The sequence below is a fragment of the Bradyrhizobium retamae genome (assembly GCF_001440415.1).
In the GTDB taxonomy this organism is placed as follows: Bacteria; Pseudomonadota; Alphaproteobacteria; order Rhizobiales; family Xanthobacteraceae; genus Bradyrhizobium; species Bradyrhizobium retamae.
The window spans coordinates 1-18,095 of the sequence record NZ_LLYA01000211.1; the positions used below are offsets into that span (position 1 = coordinate 1).

At 62.9% G+C, this 18,095-nt stretch carries 15 protein-coding genes; 7 read left to right on the forward strand and 8 right to left on the reverse strand.

Annotation, left to right across the window (positions count from 1 at the left end; genetic code table 11):
- Positions 1 to 212: 212 nt before the first annotated feature.
- Positions 213 to 1,460 (forward strand): MFS transporter, encoded by a 1,248-nt coding sequence (locus CQ13_RS36480; RefSeq protein ID WP_057847599.1) that lies wholly within the window; start codon positions 213 to 215, stop codon positions 1,458 to 1,460.
- Here the strand turns inward: CQ13_RS36480 and CQ13_RS36485 are convergent, their stop codons facing one another.
- Complete coding sequence (locus CQ13_RS36485; RefSeq protein ID WP_057847609.1) at positions 1,461 to 2,363, reverse strand: LysR family transcriptional regulator; 903 nt, start codon at positions 2,361 to 2,363, stop codon at positions 1,461 to 1,463.
- Between the two features lie 113 nt (positions 2,364 to 2,476).
- On the opposite strand from CQ13_RS36485, the gene bla reads away from it, so the two are divergent.
- Both bla and CQ13_RS43925 read left to right on the forward strand, forming a co-directional pair.
- The gene (gene bla, locus CQ13_RS36490) at positions 2,477 to 3,370 is read left to right on the forward strand and encodes a class A beta-lactamase (protein ID WP_057847600.1); all 894 of its coding nucleotides are present in this window, start codon (positions 2,477 to 2,479) and stop codon (positions 3,368 to 3,370) included.
- Between the two features lie 175 nt (positions 3,371 to 3,545).
- Positions 3,546 to 3,800, forward strand: a complete 255-nt coding sequence (locus tag CQ13_RS43925; RefSeq protein ID WP_156434125.1) for a hypothetical protein — start codon at positions 3,546 to 3,548, stop codon at positions 3,798 to 3,800.
- A 71-nt stretch (positions 3,801 to 3,871) separates the two neighbouring features.
- Here the strand turns inward: CQ13_RS43925 and CQ13_RS36495 are convergent, their stop codons facing one another.
- Positions 3,872 to 7,540, reverse strand: a complete 3,669-nt coding sequence (locus tag CQ13_RS36495) for a YhdP family protein (RefSeq protein ID WP_057847610.1) — start codon at positions 7,538 to 7,540, stop codon at positions 3,872 to 3,874.
- Between the two features lie 216 nt (positions 7,541 to 7,756).
- Here CQ13_RS36495 and CQ13_RS42165 point away from each other — a divergent pair, with 216 nt between their 5' ends.
- From CQ13_RS42165 to CQ13_RS36515, 4 genes are all read left to right on the forward strand, one after another.
- On the forward strand, positions 7,757 to 8,542 hold the full coding sequence (locus CQ13_RS42165) for a peroxiredoxin (protein WP_082637872.1): 786 nt from the start codon (positions 7,757 to 7,759) through the stop codon (positions 8,540 to 8,542).
- A gap of 99 nt (positions 8,543 to 8,641) precedes the next feature.
- A complete protein-coding gene (locus CQ13_RS36505) occupies positions 8,642 to 9,994 on the forward strand; it encodes a M23 family metallopeptidase (protein ID WP_082637869.1) in 1,353 nt (450 codons plus the stop codon).
- A 213-nt stretch (positions 9,995 to 10,207) separates the two neighbouring features.
- Positions 10,208 to 10,657 carry an SRPBCC family protein gene (locus tag CQ13_RS36510; protein WP_057847602.1) on the forward strand — a complete coding sequence of 150 codons (450 nt, stop codon included), beginning with the start codon at positions 10,208 to 10,210 and terminating at the stop codon, positions 10,655 to 10,657.
- A 237-nt stretch (positions 10,658 to 10,894) separates the two neighbouring features.
- Positions 10,895 to 13,063: a carbamoyltransferase C-terminal domain-containing protein gene (locus CQ13_RS36515; RefSeq protein WP_057847603.1), complete on the forward strand. Its 2,169-nt coding sequence runs from the start codon at positions 10,895 to 10,897 to the stop codon at positions 13,061 to 13,063.
- 35 nt (positions 13,064 to 13,098) lie between these two features.
- On the opposite strand, the gene CQ13_RS36520 is transcribed toward CQ13_RS36515, so the two are convergent.
- The 6 genes from CQ13_RS36520 to CQ13_RS36545 form a co-directional block, all read right to left on the reverse strand.
- Positions 13,099 to 13,593, reverse strand: a complete 495-nt coding sequence (locus CQ13_RS36520) for a cupin domain-containing protein (RefSeq protein ID WP_197427563.1) — start codon at positions 13,591 to 13,593, stop codon at positions 13,099 to 13,101.
- Positions 13,590 to 14,273: a helix-turn-helix domain-containing protein gene (locus CQ13_RS36525; protein ID WP_057847604.1), complete on the reverse strand. Its 684-nt coding sequence runs from the start codon at positions 14,271 to 14,273 to the stop codon at positions 13,590 to 13,592. Before CQ13_RS36525 ends, CQ13_RS36520 begins: the two co-directional genes overlap by 4 nt.
- Positions 14,274 to 14,358: 85 nt before the next feature.
- Entirely contained in the window at positions 14,359 to 15,264 is a 906-nt protein-coding gene (locus CQ13_RS36530) for a DMT family transporter (protein ID WP_057847605.1), read from the reverse strand.
- 84 nt (positions 15,265 to 15,348) lie between these two features.
- A complete protein-coding gene (locus tag CQ13_RS36535; RefSeq protein WP_057847606.1) occupies positions 15,349 to 16,221 on the reverse strand; it encodes an NAD(P)-dependent oxidoreductase in 873 nt (290 codons plus the stop codon).
- Positions 16,222 to 16,224: 3 nt separating this feature from the next.
- Positions 16,225 to 17,356, reverse strand: a protein-coding gene (gene prfB, locus CQ13_RS36540) for a peptide chain release factor 2 (RefSeq protein ID WP_156434126.1) whose coding sequence is annotated in 2 segments (ribosomal slippage) — positions 16,225 to 17,286 and positions 17,288 to 17,356 — 1,131 coding nt in all. Because the reading frame shifts where the segments join, the coding sequence is not laid out codon by codon here.
- 210 nt (positions 17,357 to 17,566) lie between these two features.
- Positions 17,567 to 18,095, reverse strand: a 529-nt coding sequence (locus CQ13_RS36545) for a penicillin-binding transpeptidase domain-containing protein (protein WP_249762050.1), incomplete at its 5' end; no start/stop codon positions are given.

An 18,095-nucleotide genomic window follows, 5' to 3' on the forward strand; every position in this document is an offset into this window, starting at 1 on the left:
AGCTTGAATCACAACCAAGCCCGGATGAGAATCCTGAATCCCAACAGACCCTAGAGCATGATCCGGAAAAGTGGACACCGGTTTTCCCTCAGGACAACGCGCAGCGTTTGCCCGGAGATCATGCTGAAACAAAGAAACTAGCTCGGCCTTGCATAGGCGCATTCACTTTTTGACGCTTGCGGGTATCAGCGGAAACGCGCTCCCTGCGTCTCATGGAAGAAAAGACGCCAGAGAGGGACGCGACAGCCAAGCCGCTCAAGCCGGGGCGCATGGCGCTCAACGTGCTGGCACTGTGCTTCACGCTGGCGCTGCTTGGCCGCGGCCTCGGCGAGAGCTTTACGGTTTTCCTCAAACCGATCTCGGAGAATTTCGGCTGGGACCGCGCGGAAGTGGTTTCGGTCTATTCGCTGACATGGCTGGCGGGCGGACTGACGGCGCCGGTGGTGGGGCGGTTGTTCGACCGGTACGGCCCCCGCGCCGTCTATTCGCTGGGACTGCTGCTGCTCGGCGGGGCGTTTCTGATGGCGTCACGCGCACAGGCGCTGTGGCAATTCCAGTTGAGCGTCGGCCTCTCCGTCGGGATCGGCATCGCATTCATCGGCAACGTGCCGAATTCGATTCTGCTTGGCCGCTGGTTCGGCCGGCGATTGCCTACCGCGATGGCGGTGGTCTATTCCGCCGCCGGCGCAGGCGTGCTGGTGCTGCTGCCAGCATCGCAGCTTCTGATCGATCACATCGGCTGGCGCGGCGCCTACCAGACGTTCGGTATCATTGCGCTCTGCCTGCTGCTGCCGTTGTTGCTGCTGCCATGGCGGCTGTTCTCCACGGGCTCACCGCACATCGCGAAAAAGGCCGATCCCGATTTCGTCGACGGCGGCTGGACGCTCGGCAGCGCGATGCGTCACCACGCATTCTGGGCACTGTTTTCGACCTTCTTCTTTACGGCCGTCGGGATGTATGCGCTTGCGGCGCAGATCGTCGCCTATCTGATCGATGCAGGCTTCCCGCCCCTGCAGGCCGCGACCGCCTGGGGCTTTTCCGGCGTCGTGCTGCTGTTCGGCATGCTGGGCGTGACCCAACTCGATGCAATGATCGGACGACGACCATCAGTGCTGCTCAGCTACGCTATCTCGATCGTCGGCATCATCCTGCTCTGGCTGCTGCAGTTCTATCCGAACTTCTGGCTGCTCGGCGCCTTCGTCGTGACCTTCGGCAGCATGATCGGCTCGCGCGGCCCGCTGATCACGTCAACCGCAATGAATATCTTTCGCGGTGAACGGGTCGGCACCATCTACGGCACGATCTCGATCGGCAGCGGCCTTGGCTCGGGGCTCGGCGCCTGGGCCGGCGGCCTGATCCACGACTGGACCCACAGCTACAACCCTGTGATCGCATTCGCGCTGGTGGCCGTGGTACTCGGAATGATTCCGTTCCTGGTCGTGCCGGCGCTGCGGCGGTAGCTACGTCCGGGCCTGCTTGCCAGGGCTCCTCTTTGTCGCCGCGATCGTTTCAAGCAGCCAGCTCTTGAATGAGAGCATCGCGGCTGTCGGTCGCCGGGAGTGCAGCGACGTGATCCAATAATCGCCGAGCGCGACTTCGATCTCAAAAGGACGTACCAGCCGCCGCTGGCGGATCTCGTCCTGAAACAATGCCGCCGGCAACAACGCAACGCCGAAACCACGTGCCGCTACACCGGCGATCGTGATCGATGAATCGAATACCATTCCCTTGAGGACCGGACTCTGCAGTCCCGCGGCGGTAAACCATCGCGGCCATTCCTCCTGTCGGTAGGAACGCAGCAGCACCTCGCGCTTGAGATCGGCCGGCCGGCTCAGCCTGCGAGCCAGCGAAGGCGCGCAGCATGGGGTAAACGGCGCTGCCATCAAGTGGGTCGCCTCAGTACCGTGCCAAAGGCCATCGCCAAACCTGATCGCGTAATCGAGGCCTTCACCCGCAATGTCGATGCGATTGTTGTTGGTGAACAGGCGCAAATCGATCCGTGGATAGGCTTTCCTGAAAGCATCGAGCCGCGGCAACAGCCATCCGGAAGCGAACGTACCGACCACACCGACCGCGATGACGTCCTGGTAGTGGCCGTCTTCAAAACGATTGAGCGTTTCGGTGAGCCGGCCGAAGGCCTCGACAATGCTCGGCAGCAGCAACTGTCCTTCATCGGTGAGCGCAACGCCGCGGGGCAGCCGGCGAAACAACTGTACGCCTAGCCGGTTCTCCAGCACTTTCACATGCTGGCTGACGGCCGCCTGTGTAACCCGAAGCTCCAGGCCAGCACGGGTGAAACTGAGATGGCGCGCTGTCGCTTCAAAGGCCCGTAGCGCATTGAGCGGAAGGTGCGAAAGCTTCATCCGGCGCCGCATTGCTTGTCCCTAGTTTTTCTTATGCCTGCCCGCAGAACTCATCGTTTGTCAAGACGGCGACCGATCGGCACCTTACCGCGCGCAGCAAGGAGGGATTCCTAGTGATCACGAGAAGGCAGTTACAGCTTGGATGCGGTGCAGCGCTGCTAGCGACTGCTTTGAGCGGCCGGCAGGCGATATGTGCATCGATTACAAATCAACCACTGATCGACGAGATCAGGCGTCTGGAGCGCGAGAGCGGCGGCCGGCTCGGTGTTTGCGTCCTGGACACGGCAACGGGTGCTCGTCATGTCCACCGGGGTGACGAACGCTTTCCGATGTGCAGCACCTTCAAGATGCTGGCAGCCGCCGCGATCCTGGCACGGGTAGATGCCGGCAAGGAACAGTTGACGCGGCGCATAACCTTCGACGCATCCGCACTGATCGTGTACTCACCCGTAACCGAGAAGCGCGTCGGCGGCGACGGCATGACGCTCGCTGAGATTTGCGAAGCGGCGGTGACGTTGAGCGACAACACGGCCGGCAATCTCCTGCTTGCCGGCATCGGCGGACCGCCGGGGCTGACGGCCTTCGTGCGGAGCCTCGGCGACCAAGTCACGCGGCTAGACCGGGACGAACCCTCGCTCAACGAGGCTTTGCCCGACGATCCCCGCGATACCACGACACCGAATGCGATGGCTTCGAATTTGCAAGCGCTGATCCTTGGGACTAAAGCGCTGTCGGCAGCATCGCGCGAGCAACTAACGGCATGGTTGGTCGCCAACAAGACCGGCGACGCGCGACTGCGTGCAGGTTTTGCGAAAGACTGGCGCATCGGCGACAAGACCGGTACCGGTGCCCGAGGCACAAACAATGACGTTGCTGTGATCTGGCCACCCCGCAAGGCGCCCATCGTGATCACCGCCTATCTGACTGGCGCCACCGTTTCTGCCGCGCAGCAAAACGCCACTTTGGCTTCGGTCGCGCGGGCGGTCTCGGCCATGGCCTCTGGCTAGGTGCCGAATGCACGCAGCAACTGGCGGATTATCGGTAGCAACCATTGTCCTGTGCTTTGCAGTGCCGAGCTCGACTCCATCAATCGCGTCGAACGATATATTTGCCGACCGTCCGGCATTTTCCGAAGCAGAGCAGCCCGCGCGGAGGCCAGCCGACTGCAAGGATGTCAGGCGGATGGCGGACGGCATTCCAGAACTCGATTACCGGATCGATCTCTCGGTGGTCGGCAATCTCACAGCCGTGCAGACGGATCAAGTCTTGTGGTATCTCGTGCTGTGCTCACCGCCGGATATCAGGATCATGTGCGTGACTTACCTATCCAACGGCCTAGCGGTTGGCGACAGGGTCATCGTGAGAGGCGGATATCGACGACGCGACGTCAACCATGTCCTGCTGGATCCATGTCTGGCAAGCAGACCAGAGCAGTGATTTCAACCGAGAGAAAGCTTCCCATCCCGAAGCTTCCATTCGATCATCCACCAACCTGCCGCGGTGCCTGACTAATTATTCGGCGGCAGTTCGATCGGGGCGTTGTTCTGCTTGCCGGTGTTGAACTCGAAGATCTTGCGCAGCACGCCGGGCATCACGGCCGAAATCGGATTGACGCGCAGCACGGGCTGGCCAGGCGTGCCGACCACCTCATAGGTCACGCCGATCAACCCCTCATTGCTGCCGCCACCGAGGAACAGGCCGAGCACGGGAATCTGGCCGAACATGTTGTTCAATCCGTAAATCGGAACGAAGGTGCCGCTCATGCGCACGGCATTACCGACATAGTCGATGCTGCCTTCGATGGTCGCGCCGATGATCGGACCCTTCACGACACCATCGCGGATCGTGAGCTGTCCGCTCTGCCGGGTGAACTCGGCGCGCAGTGCCGTAAAGGAAATGCCGTTCTGAACGCCGGCCGCTCCGCCCGCGGCGGCGCGCTCCAGTGCGGCCTCACCCTTGACGGAGAAATCGCGGACGTTGATCAGACCGTCCTTGGCGCTGGGTTCGACCGTCGGCGGCTCCATCGCAAGCGAGAGCTGTCCGCCGACCATTTTCGAGTAGGTGTCGGTGAAGCGGAAGAAAGCACCCGCATCGTTGGTCTGCAGGATGATGATGTCGCGTCCCTGTCCCTGCCCGCGGCCGCGCAGATCGGCGGTCACCGGCGTGTCGCGCCCGACCTTGCCGGAGAGCGTGAAATTTTTGACGACGCCGTTGCGGCGGGAGAATTTGCTGTCGACGCTGCGCAACGCCTCGCCGTTGAAGCCGGCGACCGCGCCGAGCTTGACGTCGATATCGAGATCGATGTTCCTCGACTTGCTCTTGGGGTCGGCTTCCTTGCCCGAGATCGCCGATTTGAGGAAACCGCGGCCGTCGAACACGTCGCCGCGCATCGTGACCTTCACGACGCCATCGGTGCCGCGCTCGGCCTTCAACGTCGTCTTGTCGCCGTCCGACGGCGCGTAGGTCGGGAAGTTCGCGTTCAACAGATCGCCATTCTGGTCGACTTCCAGCGATCCCTTGATCGAAACGCCGCCGCCTTCGACCACGATGTCCTGGAACAGCGTCGATTGCTCCTTCTTGACGACATTGAACGTCGCCTTGCCCGACTTGCCGGGCACCTTGACCCAGCCCGGCAGGATGTTGTCGAGTCGCAGCGAGGTCAGATCGGCTTCGATGCCGACGCGGCTGTCGTTCTCGCCGATCTTGCCGACCACCTTGATCGGGATCGAGCCGCTCACGGCCGGTCCGAAATCGATCCCGAGGCGCGCGCGGCTGGCATCATCCAGCGTCGCCTGCAGCCTGATATCGGCGTCGCCTTCGCTCGGCTTGCGATAGTCCAGCGAAGCCGGTTGCCCGTTGATCTTGACGTCGCCCTTGACCTGGTAGCCCGCGTTATTGGCGAGCACCTTGAGCGTATTGGATTCCAGCTTCTGGTTCATCACGAGCTTGTCCGCGGCAAACCCGGCCAGATCGGCAATCACGGTGTAGGTGGTATCGGCCTTGGTCATCGAGCCTTTGACCGGCATGCCAAGCGTGATGATGGCGGCAACGTTTCCCTTGCTGGCGTTTGGATCGATCAGAGTGCCGGAGAGATCGCTGATGCGGTCGGACGCCAGAACCTCAGCCGCTGCCGGCACGGACGCATCGACCCTGAACTTCACCCGCGAGGGCGAAGGCTTTGGCGCCATGTCCGGCACCTCGAAGGTGAAATCAGAAATGTTGATCTTGCGGCCGGCGGGCGTGTCGGCAATGCCCTGCCCGATCGTCACCGTTGCCGTTCGTCCGGTAACCCGCGCTTTCAAATCCGCATCGCGTACCGCGGGCATGTCATCGACCGGACGCGCGGTAACTCCGGAGGCGACGATGTTGACGGCCAGACCGTCGTCCGGAATCGGCGGCCCCTTGCGCGACAGATTGCGCACCGGCGAGTTGACGCCGACCTCGATGCGCTGGAGCGTGCCGCGCTCGATCCGCTCGATCACCCATTCGCGCACTTCGGGCACGATCAGGATCGGCCACATCCGCTTCAGGGCTGACGCCGACATCGGCGTTCCAGCGAAACCGAGCTGCAGCCGCGCCTCGTTCGCATAGTCGATGCTGCCGGTGCCAGCGATGCCGATCTCGCCGTTGCTGATGTCGGCCTGGGTGAGCACCACGCGCTTGCGGTCGGTGTCGAACTTCATCCCGATCGCGATCCGGTTGAAGATCAGCGGTGGTTCGTTGTCGGTGCCGGCCAGCAGGATGGTGCCGCCGCTAAGGCCGGCCTGCCATTCGGTGGTGGCGCCGTTGGGCGGCTCGAGATGGCCGAGCAGCGTAATCCGGTTCGAACCGGAAACGACCTTGAAGGGCGCGACCAGCACGCGTCGTCCGGCATCCCATTCGACGCTCATCTCCGCCGAATCGATCGGCATCGGATAGTCAGGCGTATCGGTGTCGATGAGGTTCCCGGCGCCGGCGGTGATCTTGCCGCGGAAATAGGTCGGCAGACCGTCGCGGCCCAGTTCGCCCTTCAGCTCTCCGGAAAGCGGCAGCTCGGCGCTGTAGGTCAGGTCCTTGACCCGCATCGCAAGCAGGATGTTGGCGGCAGGCACCTTGTCGGCGCGAAGATCCACCGACCGCACGCCGTTCTGCTGTGGTCCGACCACAACCTTGAGCGACCAGGGATGCGCACCTTGCTCGCCAAGGCTCACCGCAACCCCGCCGCTGCTCGGACGGCGCATGCTGAGGCTGATATTCTCGAAATTCCATTTGTTGCCGCGCTGCTGGTCGTCGACAATGAGATTGCCGTTCTTGAGGCCGATCTCGTTCAGGTTCTGGCCGTCGAGGCCGGTCAGGCTGAGGCTGTCGAGCCAGTCGAGGCCAGCCAGCAATCCGTTCTGCGTGGTATCGGGAGCCGTCGCAGCAGCACCTTGCGGCGGCGCAGGCGGCTGGCGGGGGAATGTCGGGGGCATGCCGGCATCGCGCTTGGAGGCTACGCCGGTCGCCAGCGGCTTGGCGGTATCGCCGGCAGACACCGTCACCTGGCCATCGGGCGTGATTCGCACCGAAAGTTCGGCATCGACCAGATTGAGGCTCTCGGCGCGCAGGCGCCCCATCAGGAGCGCCATGCCCGATAGTTTCACCTCGGCCTTCGGCGCGGTGGCGACGACGACCTGGTCGCGGTCGCGGACCACGATGTCGCGGATGCGCACCGCGATTCGAATCCGTCCGGCCCGCTCGATCTGCGTACCGCCGACCTCGACCGTGTTGCCATGACCGATATTGTCTTCGATCGCGGCCGCCAGCCATGGCGTCGCGACGTCGAGATTGATCGGCCCGGCGCCGAGCCGCCACCACAGACCGCCGAAACAACCGGTGAAAATCACCGCCAGCACCGCGATCACGATCGCCAGGCGCTTGACCCAGCGCTCGCCGGTCATCCATTGCTGGAGCGCTGAGAACTTGTCGCCGAACCGGTGGAATCGGGAATTGGAGCGCGACAACAGCCGTCGCGCACGATAGCCCGCCGCCTCGTCCTGGTCCCAGCCCGCAGCGTCATCCCATTGCTGAGCCCCGGCACGCGGATTCGACCCCTTGGGCGAAGTATTCTTAGCCATTGCCTCTCGGTGCCGGCGCTGAGGTTGATCGCCGCCAAGGGCACGCTCTTCGATCGGTATCGAGCGCTCCTGTGCCGGCATCGCTGCCATTCCTCGATTAATACTGTTACTCGTGGTCGGGCCCAAGGATTGATTGGGCGGTCCCATCGACGAGCGGACGGGGGTAGCGTCGAATTCCTTGTAACCATACTCCGGGGTCATCAAACTTGCCCAGCAGCCGGAGCGAATCCGACGGTCAAAGGCGAGACCCGCAATACCCTAATGGTTGATCTGCGGAAAGCGACGAAAGGAAGGCGTATGTCCAAGAAAACGCGCAAGAAATCCTCCATGCCACCCCCCAAGAACCGCAAGACTTCCGCCGCAAAACCGGCCGCGGCCAAGACTGCCAGCAAGACCACCCGCCGCAGCACGCCGGCATCGACCAAAAAGCCTGCCACCAAGGTAGCCAACAAGGCCGCCAAAACCGCCGCCAAGAAGCCGGCCACGAAAACGGCCAAGAAACCGGCGACGACAGCCAAGACCCCTTCAGTCAAAGCGTCGCACAAGCCGACATCGAAACAGTTAATAAAATCCAATCTATCGGATACGCCCAAACCGGTTGCCAAGCCGGTTGCCGGAATCGGACCGGTCGAAGGCGCCATGGCGCCCCCCTTCAGCCTTCCGCGCGACGGCGGCGGCAGTGTTTCGCTGGCAGATTATGCCGGCAGGAAACTGGTGCTGTTTTTCTATCCCCGCGCCGACACGCCCGGCTGCACCCGGGAGGCGATCGACTTTACGCGGCTTGATAGTGAGTTTGCCGATGCGGGAGCGGTGGTGCTCGGAATCTCGGCCGACACCGTAAAGGCCCAGGAATCCTTCCGAAACAAGCACCAGCTTTCGGTTCCTCTGATTTCGGACGAGCAGCATGAGATGCTCGAGGCCTATGGCGCCTGGGGCGAAAAATCGATGTACGGCAGGACCTTCATGGGGATCATTCGAACGACGGTTCTGATCGGCGCCGACGGACGGATCGCCAAGATCTGGCGCAATGTGCGGGTCGATGGCCATGCCGACGAGGTCTTGGCCGCGGTCCGCGCCATGTGATCGGCAGGTTCCCTTTCCCAAAAATTAACCATGAATGGGTCAAATCGGCACGCAAATTGAGCCGAACGGAGCTGATTTCCGACCGGCGCGGGAGTGCCGATGTCGTACCGTTCCGGTCATTATTCCGATCACCACCATCCCCACGATCATGGCCGGACGCCGCCCCGCCGTCCGGCACCCCATGCCGCAAAAGCCGCAGCGCTGGACGGTGACGGCTACACCATCGTCCATGCCGGCAAGCAGGTCAGGCTCGGCCCGGTCGTGTTCTGGATCGTCGTCGGCACAATCGTGCTGCTTGGCATGTGGTCGGCGGCCACCGCGACCTATTTCGCGTTTCGCGACGACGTCCTGACCCGGCTGATCGCCCGGCAGGCAGAGATGCAATACGCCTATGAAGACCGCATCGCGGAGCTGCGCGCCAAGGTCGACCGCACGACCAGCCGCCAGTTGCTCGATCAGGAACAGTTCGACCAGAAGCTCGACCAGATCATGCGCCGCCAGACCGCGCTCGAAGCGCGCGCCACTGCCCTTGGCGCGATGCCGGATATCGGGGCGACTGGCTCGATTCGACCTTCAGCGCGCGGCGCGGCCGTGGAGACGCCCGCTTCCGGCAACCCAAAACCCTCCCCGATCAGCGACACCGTGATCTTCGTGGCGCCGCCGGATCGCGAGGCTCGGCTGGAATCGCGCACGCCTGCCGTCGCCAAGCCGCAGCCAAATCAGTTCGCCAAGGTTCAGGGTGTCGACAATGTCCTGGTCCGCCTGCAGACCTCGCTTGACACCGTCGAGCGGCGGCAGATGGCGGCCTTGAGCTCGGTCGAGGACAGCATGGAATCGCGGCTGCGCCGCATGCGTGGCGTGTTCACCGATCTCGGCCTCAATATGGCGCAGCTCGAAGCCGCAACGCCGCGCTCGGCCATTGGTGGCCCGTTCGTGCCGGTGAAGCTGCCGGCGGATGCCGGTGCGTTCGAACGCCAGCTCAACCGGATCAATCTCACCCGCGCCCAGATGCAGCGCCTCAACGCGACGCTCGCACTGGTGCCCTACCGCAAACCTGTGGTCGGCGAAGTCGAATTCACCTCGGGCTTTGGTGTTCGCAGCGATCCATTCCTGGGCCGGCCCGCGATGCATACCGGCCTCGATTTCCGCGCCGCCAGCGGCGATCCGGTGCGCGTCACCGCGAACGGCAAGGTGGTGTCGTCGGGATGGATGGGCGGGTACGGCCGTATGGTGGAGGTCGATCACGGCAACGGCCTGTCGACCCGTTACGGCCATCTGTCGGAGATTCACGTCAGGGTCGGCGACTTCGTCAAGATTGGCCAGGTCATCGGCGCCGTCGGCTCAACCGGCCGCTCCACCGGTCCGCATCTGCACTATGAAACGCGGATCGACGGCGACGCCGTCGATCCGCAGAAATTCCTGCGCGCGGGCGTGCGGCTCAGTTCAGGCTAGCATCGCGCCGTCAGAACTGGCGTGATCGCTTGTTGATCGCGCAACATGTCGCCGGTCTACCGGCATGTGAGCGGAACCGGCGCGCCCGCGTCGGTGAAATTTTTTTGGCCCCGTGTCGGATCGCATCGAGGTCAGGCGTCCTTGTGGCAGAGACTGAGCGGACCCAACCAAATCCCGCTATATACTCCGCTCAGTAATGGAGAAAGTAACGTCATGTCCCAAGGCAATACCGTTCGTTTGCATCGTGTCCTCGCCACCAAGCCGGAGAAGGTTTTTCGCGCCTTCCTCGATGCGGATGCCATGGCCAAGTGGCTGCCGCCCTACGGCTTCACCTGCAAGGTCCACCAATTCGAGGCGAAGGTTGGCGGCACGTTCAGAATGTCGTTCACGAATTTCACCACGAACGCCGGCCATTCGTTCGGCGGAGAATATCTGGAGATCGTGCCCAACGAGCGGATCCGCTACACCGATCGTTTCGACGACCCCAATTTGCCCGGCGTCATCGAGGTCACCGTGACGCTGAAAGCGGTTTCCGTCGGAACCGAGATCAACATCGAACAGACAAACTTGCCGACGGTGATCCCGGTCGAAGCCTGCTATCTCGGCTGGCAACAGTCGCTCGCCCAGCTCGCGTTGCTCGTGGAGCCGGATATTCCGGAATAGTGACGGTCGAGGATAAGGCACCACGCGTGGTGCCTTATCCTCTAGTGCCCAACCTCGCCGGTGAAGGTGTCGCCGAATACTTCCCATACCTCGCCGTCTCGCAAGCCGCTTCAGCGCTTGCAAGCATACGCCTATTCCGTATGACAAAACGGCATTGTTGCCCGGCGCCAATTGTGATTGATGCGGGCTGCAGGCATGACCTTGCGCGATGGCGAGGCCCAGAGGTTGGACTAAGGCTTGAAACCGAACACACGAATTGGTCCGCGATACCCAAAACTCGCGGCGGGTGGATTTCGCTTTGCGCGCTGGCTCGCTGCAAAGACCATGCGTGCTGCGGGATTTCATCAGCTTGGCTCTGAATTCGCCGATGCGCGGATCGCACGCGTTCGCGACAAACTGGCGCGGGGCGAAACGGTGTATCTCGCAGGTCTCGGCGCGCCCGGCACGCATAATTCAGGTCTGGCGCTGGTCGAGGTGACGCAGGCGGATGGGCCACGGCTGATCGTCAACAACGAGGAAGAACGCTTTTCCGGCAACAAGCACACCACCGAATACCCGAAGCTGTCGATCGACGCGGCGGTGGCGACGCTGCGCGACATGGGCCGCGACATCGGCGACATCGATGCCTGGCTCACGAGTTGGGATTACCCGACGCTCGCCGGTACGCTGGCGCGCACAGTGGTCGAGGAACTGCCGCAGAGCATAAAACTCCTGCGCACCACCGAGGCCGCAGGCTTCGACGGCCGCCGCCTCGACCAGATGACGCGGACGCCAAAAATCCTCGCCCGCCAGCTCGGGCTCGCCGAGCGCCTGCCGTTGATCTGCCTGCCGCATCACGACAACCATGCATGGTTTTCCTACGCTGCCTCGCCATTCGCCGACGACGGCACGCCGACCGCGATTGCGGTGCTCGACGGAACCGGCGACCAAGGCTCAATCTCGCTCTATGTGGTCGAGAACGGCGCGATGCGCCGGCTCTACTGCAACGACAGCATGTTCGATTCACTCGGTGCATTCTATAGCGTGATCTCGTCGACACAGGGCGGCTGGACCTGGCTGTCCAGCGAGGGCCGCTACATGGGCGCTGCCGCCTGGGGCGATATGGACCGCGCCAGCAATCCTTACTACGCGCGGCTGCGCGACGTTCTGCATTTTGGGGCGAACGGCGATATCAGGCTCAATCGCGCGCTGGCCAACTGGTATTGCGACCCGTTCGACCATCCCTACAAGGAAGCGCTCACCAAAATTCTCGGTGAACCGCTTAAGCCGGACCAGCTCTGGAATCCGGATGCGATGCTGCGTGTCGAGGACATCCACCACCGTCGCGATACCAAGGACCGTCTCGACAAGGCAGCCGCGACGCAACTGGTGTTCGAGGACGCCATGATCCACGTTGTCGATCATTTGTTGCGCACGACCGGCGCCAACCGGCTGGTGCTGACCGGCGGTGTTGCGCTGAACGCGGTCGGCAATATGCGATTGCTCGAACATTTCAACGAAGCGTGGTTTGCTGGCGCGCAGCGGCGCAATGCGCGGCTGCATCTGTGGGTGCCGCCGGTGCCCGGCGACCCCGGCGTCACCATCGGCGCCGCCTGGCTGTTCGCGCATCTGGCGAGCGCTCCGCGCGGCGCGCCGATGACGCACGCCTTCTATTGCGGCACGCCGCCCTCGCAAGGCGACATCGTCCACGCAGTCGCAGCCGATGACATCACCTCGCAAACGATTGGCGATATCTCCACGCCTGAAGGCCTTGGAGCGATCGCCGACCTGATGGCGTTCATGGTGGCGCGAAACGGCGTGATCGCGCTGTACCAGGGCGCGGCCGAAACGGGCCCCCGCGCACTCGGCCATCGCTCAATTCTCGCCAACCCCTGCGACCCGGCGGTGCGCGAGCTGCTCAACGCACGCGTCAAGTACCGCGAGGCCATTCGGCCGCTGGCGCCGATGGCAACGCTGGAAGCTGCAAAAGAATATTTCGAACTGCTGCCCGGCGCTGCGGATGCCCAATATAACGCCTACAATTACATGGTGCTGACAGCGCATTCGAAGCCGCATGCCCGCGAAAAAATTTCGGCGGTCATTCATGCCGACGGCACCGGACGCATCCAGATCGTGCGCGCAGACGATGATCCCCTCACCTACGCCTATCTGAAGGCGCTCGGCCGCCACATCGGCGTCGAGCTGTCCGTCAACACCTCCTTTAATGTCGCAGGGCCGATCGCGCAGACCCCGCAGCAGGCGATCGATACGTTGCGCCGTTCCAAGGGGCTCGATGTCGTGGTGCTGGTGGCCGGTGACGGCATAGTCACCGCAGCCTGGCACGGCGGCGAGCGCGACAGCGGAAGGTTCAGAAGCTGGCTTGCCGACTGGAAGAAGACATCGGCTTCCAGTCAGCTTACGCGATAATTCGCTTCTTCCTTGAGATCGGGTGATCCGCCGGCTCAGAGATCGACGCGTTCGCTCGCAACCACCTTGCGTTCCGCCATGTTGAACCGGCCGCTATAGATTGGGCGCTCACCGGTCGTCGGACCAGGGTACTGGACGATGAATATCTCCCCGCCCGTTTCGGTGCGGAATTCGCCCTCGAAGTGCGGGTCGGGATGGAACAGCACCGTTCCGGGACCATGCAGCGTTCCGTCGATCGAAAACTCGCCTTTGAGGATATGCCAGACCTGTGCGAAGCCATGATAGTGCTCGGGATGATAGGCGCCGGGCTCAAGCCGCAGAATTCCTGCGTTCGGCTCGGTCGGGCGTTCCGGTCGCGGATGAAAAAGCATTTTGCCTGTCTCGCCCGGCCAGCGGATCGTCTCCCATTCGACTTCCTCGAAATGGCGCGCCTCGTAAGGCTTGTGGTCCTTTCGCGACGCTTCGCGCGCGGTCGTCAATTCCGCATTTGCGGCCGCCGTATCGGGAATCTCCTTGCTGATAGCACTCATTTTGCTCTCCCTTTCGCCGTGCTTTCTCGTTCGCTTTTCCTGCCCGCAATATTGCTCCACCACTCAACCGCGATGGCCGACTGATTTTCGATTGATGTCACCATGAGGAGGCGCGCACTGCGCGACCCCCGCGCCCACGCCATATGCGGTACGTCCGAGCGCAAATGAATCGAGTCCCCGCGTTCCAGCGCGATAGTTTCGTCCCCCACCTGAAATTCGACACTGCCTTCGAGGACGAAGCACATTTCTTCGCCCGGGTGCGCGACCAGCGTCGGCTTGCGCGGTTTTGCCGACAATTCGAGCAGAAAAGTTTCCAGCCGCTGCTCGCCCACGCCTGAAGCGAGTTTGCGCCAGGCATAGTCTGCATCAGCGCCCTTCGATGGAACGGCATCGATTGACCGCACCACGCGATACGCGCGCGTCCGGTCCTCTCCTTCGATGTCGGCAAATAATTCGGCCGGCGGCAACTGAAGGACGCCGGCAATTTCCAAGAGATTGCCGATCGAACACGCGATCAGTCCGCGCTCGATCCGCGAGATAAATGTCACGGATAGCCCGACCATTCCGGCGAGTTCGTCAAGCGTCAAACCGCGCGCCGAACGGGCCCTGCGAATGACGGCACCAATTGCGGCAAGGCGCGCCGCCTCGCGGGCGCTCCGGCCAGCTTCTGCCGAAACCACGCTGCTCTCCCCGTTTGCCTATAAGGCAAATCCTATTGCTATATAGGCAAATGTCAAGCCGGCTCGCGTCGCCTGCGCGAACCAACTAACGTTCGAGAAACTTCAGCACGCGGCCGTCGATCAACAGCAGCGCGCTGCCGATCACCAGTGCGCCCGCTATCTCACGCGGCGAAATCTGCTCGCCGAGCACGAGCGAGCCGAGCAGGATGGCCGTAACAGGCACAAGCAGCGTCACCAGCATGACGTTGGTGGCACCGGAGCGCCGCAGCACCTGGAAGAAAACGATATAGGCCAGCGCCGTCGACAAGACGGCGAGGCCTATGACGGCGAACCATGTCACCGTATCAGGCATTGGCAATTGCCACGGCCGCTCGAAAATGCCGGCGACGACACTCATCATCAGGCTCGATGCCATCAATTGAAACGTGGCGGTGGCAAGCGGCGGCGAATCCGATAGCGCGCGCCGCGCTATCAGCGCAGAGATGCCGTAGCTCAGCGCCGCCGCGAGACACAGCAGGATGCCGAGCCCCTGCCCGTTGGCAAAACCTAATCCGCTGCCGCGAAGGATCACGACGCCGACAAGGCCGATGGTCACACCGGCCACACGCCTGATGACGAGCTTCTCCTCGCCCGCCGCCGCCATCACCGCCACCGTGAACAGCGGCGTAGTGGCATTGAGGATCGAAGCCAGCCCGCTCGGGATGTACATCTGTCCGGTGACGATCAGCGAGAACGGCAGCACATTGTTGAACAAGGCGACGAGGAAGAACGGCCTCCAGCCCATCCACCCCGTCGGAAACGGCAGTCGCTGCGCGCAAAGCACGGGCAGCAGGATCATGGCGGCCAGCAGCACACGCAATAGCACGAGCGTGAACGGCGGCAGCTCGCGGAGCACCACGCCGTTGAAGAAGAACGACCCGCCCCACAGGACGGAGAGCAGGCCAAGCAGCGACCAGTCGCGGGCGTCGATCCGGTTGTCGTTAGCGGTCATGGCGATTCAAATCCGGAAGACAGGCGGGTCTATTAAGTCGCGCTGGACTTTGCCACCCGATTCCCGAATACGATTGTGCAACGGCTATTTCGGCCGCGACACGATCTCGATCATCCTGCCCTCATCATCGTCGGGCATCTCGGCCTTTGCGCGGGCGTAGGCATCGACCGCGGCACGCCCGAGTAGCGGTGCGTCGGCGAGCAGGCTCTCGGCCAATTTCACGGCGTAAGCTGCGTCCTTGTAACGCAGTGCCGAGGTAAACGACGCGCCGGTGAAATCGCGCGCCACCATGCGTTTTGAATGGCGGATCACCTGCGGAGATGCGACCGCACCGGTCGCCATCGCTTCCGCGACCAGGTTCATGTCGAGTCCGGCCTGCTCGGCCATCGCGATGCCTTCGGCGAGGCTCGCGATCTGCACCGCGCCCATCAGGTTGTTGATCAGCTTGAACACCGTGCCGGTGCCGACCGCACCGAAATGCCTGATCACGTCGCCGATCGGCGCGAGATAGGGCTTTGCCCGTTCTAGATCAGCGGCGTCGGCGCCGACGAGCAGCGTCAGCTTGCCCGTTGCCGCCGCTTGCGGCAGGCCGGTGACGGGACAATCGATAAAGGTGAGCCCGCGCCCGCGCAGTTCGCGCGCCATGTCGAGCGCATGCTGGTGCGACACGGTCGAGCATTCGATCGCAAGGCTGCCCGCCTTCATCGTTGCAGCCGCGCCATCCTTGCCGAGCCAGACGGCACGCGATGCGTCGTCATCGGCGACCATGGTCACGGCGGCATCGGCGCCGTTCGCGGCGTCGGCCGGAGATGAAGCCCAGCGCGCGCCGCGCGCGATCAGGTCTTCCGCCTTGGCGTTGCTACGATTCCACACCGCAACCGTGAAACCTGCATCGAGATAGCGGCTGGCCATGCCATGGCCCATGCGGCCGAGCCCGATGAAGCCGACGTTGGTCATGGATTAGTCCACGTCCTCGACCTGGCCGGGCGCCGTGCCGAACGCGCGCTGCGCCAGCGTCGCCGCCATGAACTCGTCGAGGTCGCCGTCGAGCACGCCCGACGTGTCCGAGGTCTGCACGCCGGTGCGCAGGTCCTTCACCATCTGGTAGGGCTGCAGGACGTAAGAGCGAATCTGGTGGCCCCACCCGATATCGGTCTTGGCGGCCTGATCGGCGGCGGCTTGCTCCTCGCGCCTCTTCAGCTCGATTTCGTAGAGCCTCGCGCGCAGCATGTCCCACGCCTGGGCGCGGTTCTTGTGCTGCGAGCGGCCGGCCTGGCAGACCACCGCGACGCCGGTCGGAATATGCGTCAGGCGCACCGCGGATTCGGTCTTGTTGACGTGCTGGCCGCCGGCGCCGCCCGAGCGCATGGTGTCGGTGCGTACGTCGGATTCCTTAATGTCGATCTTGATGCTGTCGTCGACGACCGGAAAGATCGCCACGGAAGAAAACGAGGTGTGCCGGCGCGCGTTGGAATCGAACGGCGAGATCCGCACCAGGCGATGCACGCCCGCTTCGGTCTTCAGCCAGCCATAGGCATTGTGTCCGCTGATCTGGATGGTCGCGGACTTGAGGCCGGCCTCTTCGCCAAGCGTTTCTTCCAGATATTCGATCTTGAAGCCGTGTTTTTCGGCCCAGCGCGTATACATGCGCAGGAGCATCGCGGCCCAGTCCTGGCTCTCGGTGCCGCCGGCGCCGGCATGCACCTCTAGATAGGAATCGAAGCGGTCGGCCTCGCCGGACAGCAGCGCTTCCAGCTCGCGGCGGGCGACCTCTTTCTTCAGGGCCTTTAGCGCGTTCTCGGCTTCAAGCACCACGCCTTCATCGTTCTCGGCCTCGCCGAGCGCAATCATCTCGACATTGTCGTCGAGCTCGCGTTCCACCTTGCCGATGCCCTCGAGCGCATCCACCAGCGAGGTGCGCTCCTGCATCAGTTTCTGGGCTTTCTGGGGATCGTTCCAGAGGTTGGGGTCTTCGGCGAGCTTGTTCAGCTCGGCCAGCCGTGCCGTCGATTTCTCGACGTCAAAGATGCCTCCTCAGCAGCCCGACTGACTGCTTGATCTCTTCAACAAGGCGTTCGACTTCGGCGCGCATGGTCTCTTCTGTCTAAATGGAACCGCTACCGGATAGATGTTCAACGGGCCGGATGTAGCGGCGTAAGCCGCAAAGCGCAATCGGCTCAGGTTAGTGAACTCGGGTTTTGTTTGATGCCGGCGGGCTTGATTTTTGTTTTGACGTGTTTTCTTGACGCGAACCGGTGTCCACCCCGGATCAAGTCCGGGGCGGCTTTCGCTGGAAAACGCTCTAATAGAGCGCGCCGGGGCGCATGACATTGGTGGCGTCAGGCGGGATTCCCGGCTGCATCGGCACCCGTCCGTCATCGACCACGCCGACGACGGCGTAATTGTCCGGCGGCGCGGTGCCCGGCTTGAACGCTTCCAGTATGGTGCGACCACCTTCGCCCGGGTTGGGACGCATCCCGCTCTTGGCATCGACGCGGACCAGCCTGATGCCGGGCGGAATCTTGAACGGGATCGCCGGCTTGTTGGCGAGCGCAAGCTTCATGAAATCCTTGACGATCGGAGCGGCGGTATGGCCGCCTTGCGCGGCTCTGCCCAGACTGCGGGGCTTGTCATAGCCAAGATAGAGACCGACGACGAGATCAGGCGAAAAGCCGATGAACCAGACGTCTTTTCCGTCAGAAGTGGTGCCGGTTTTGCCCGCGATCGGCTTGCCCACCTCCCGCAGCACCGATGCTGTGCCGCCCTGCACCACCCCTTCCATCATCGAGGTGATCTGGTAGGCCGTCATAGGATCCAGCACCTGCTCGCGT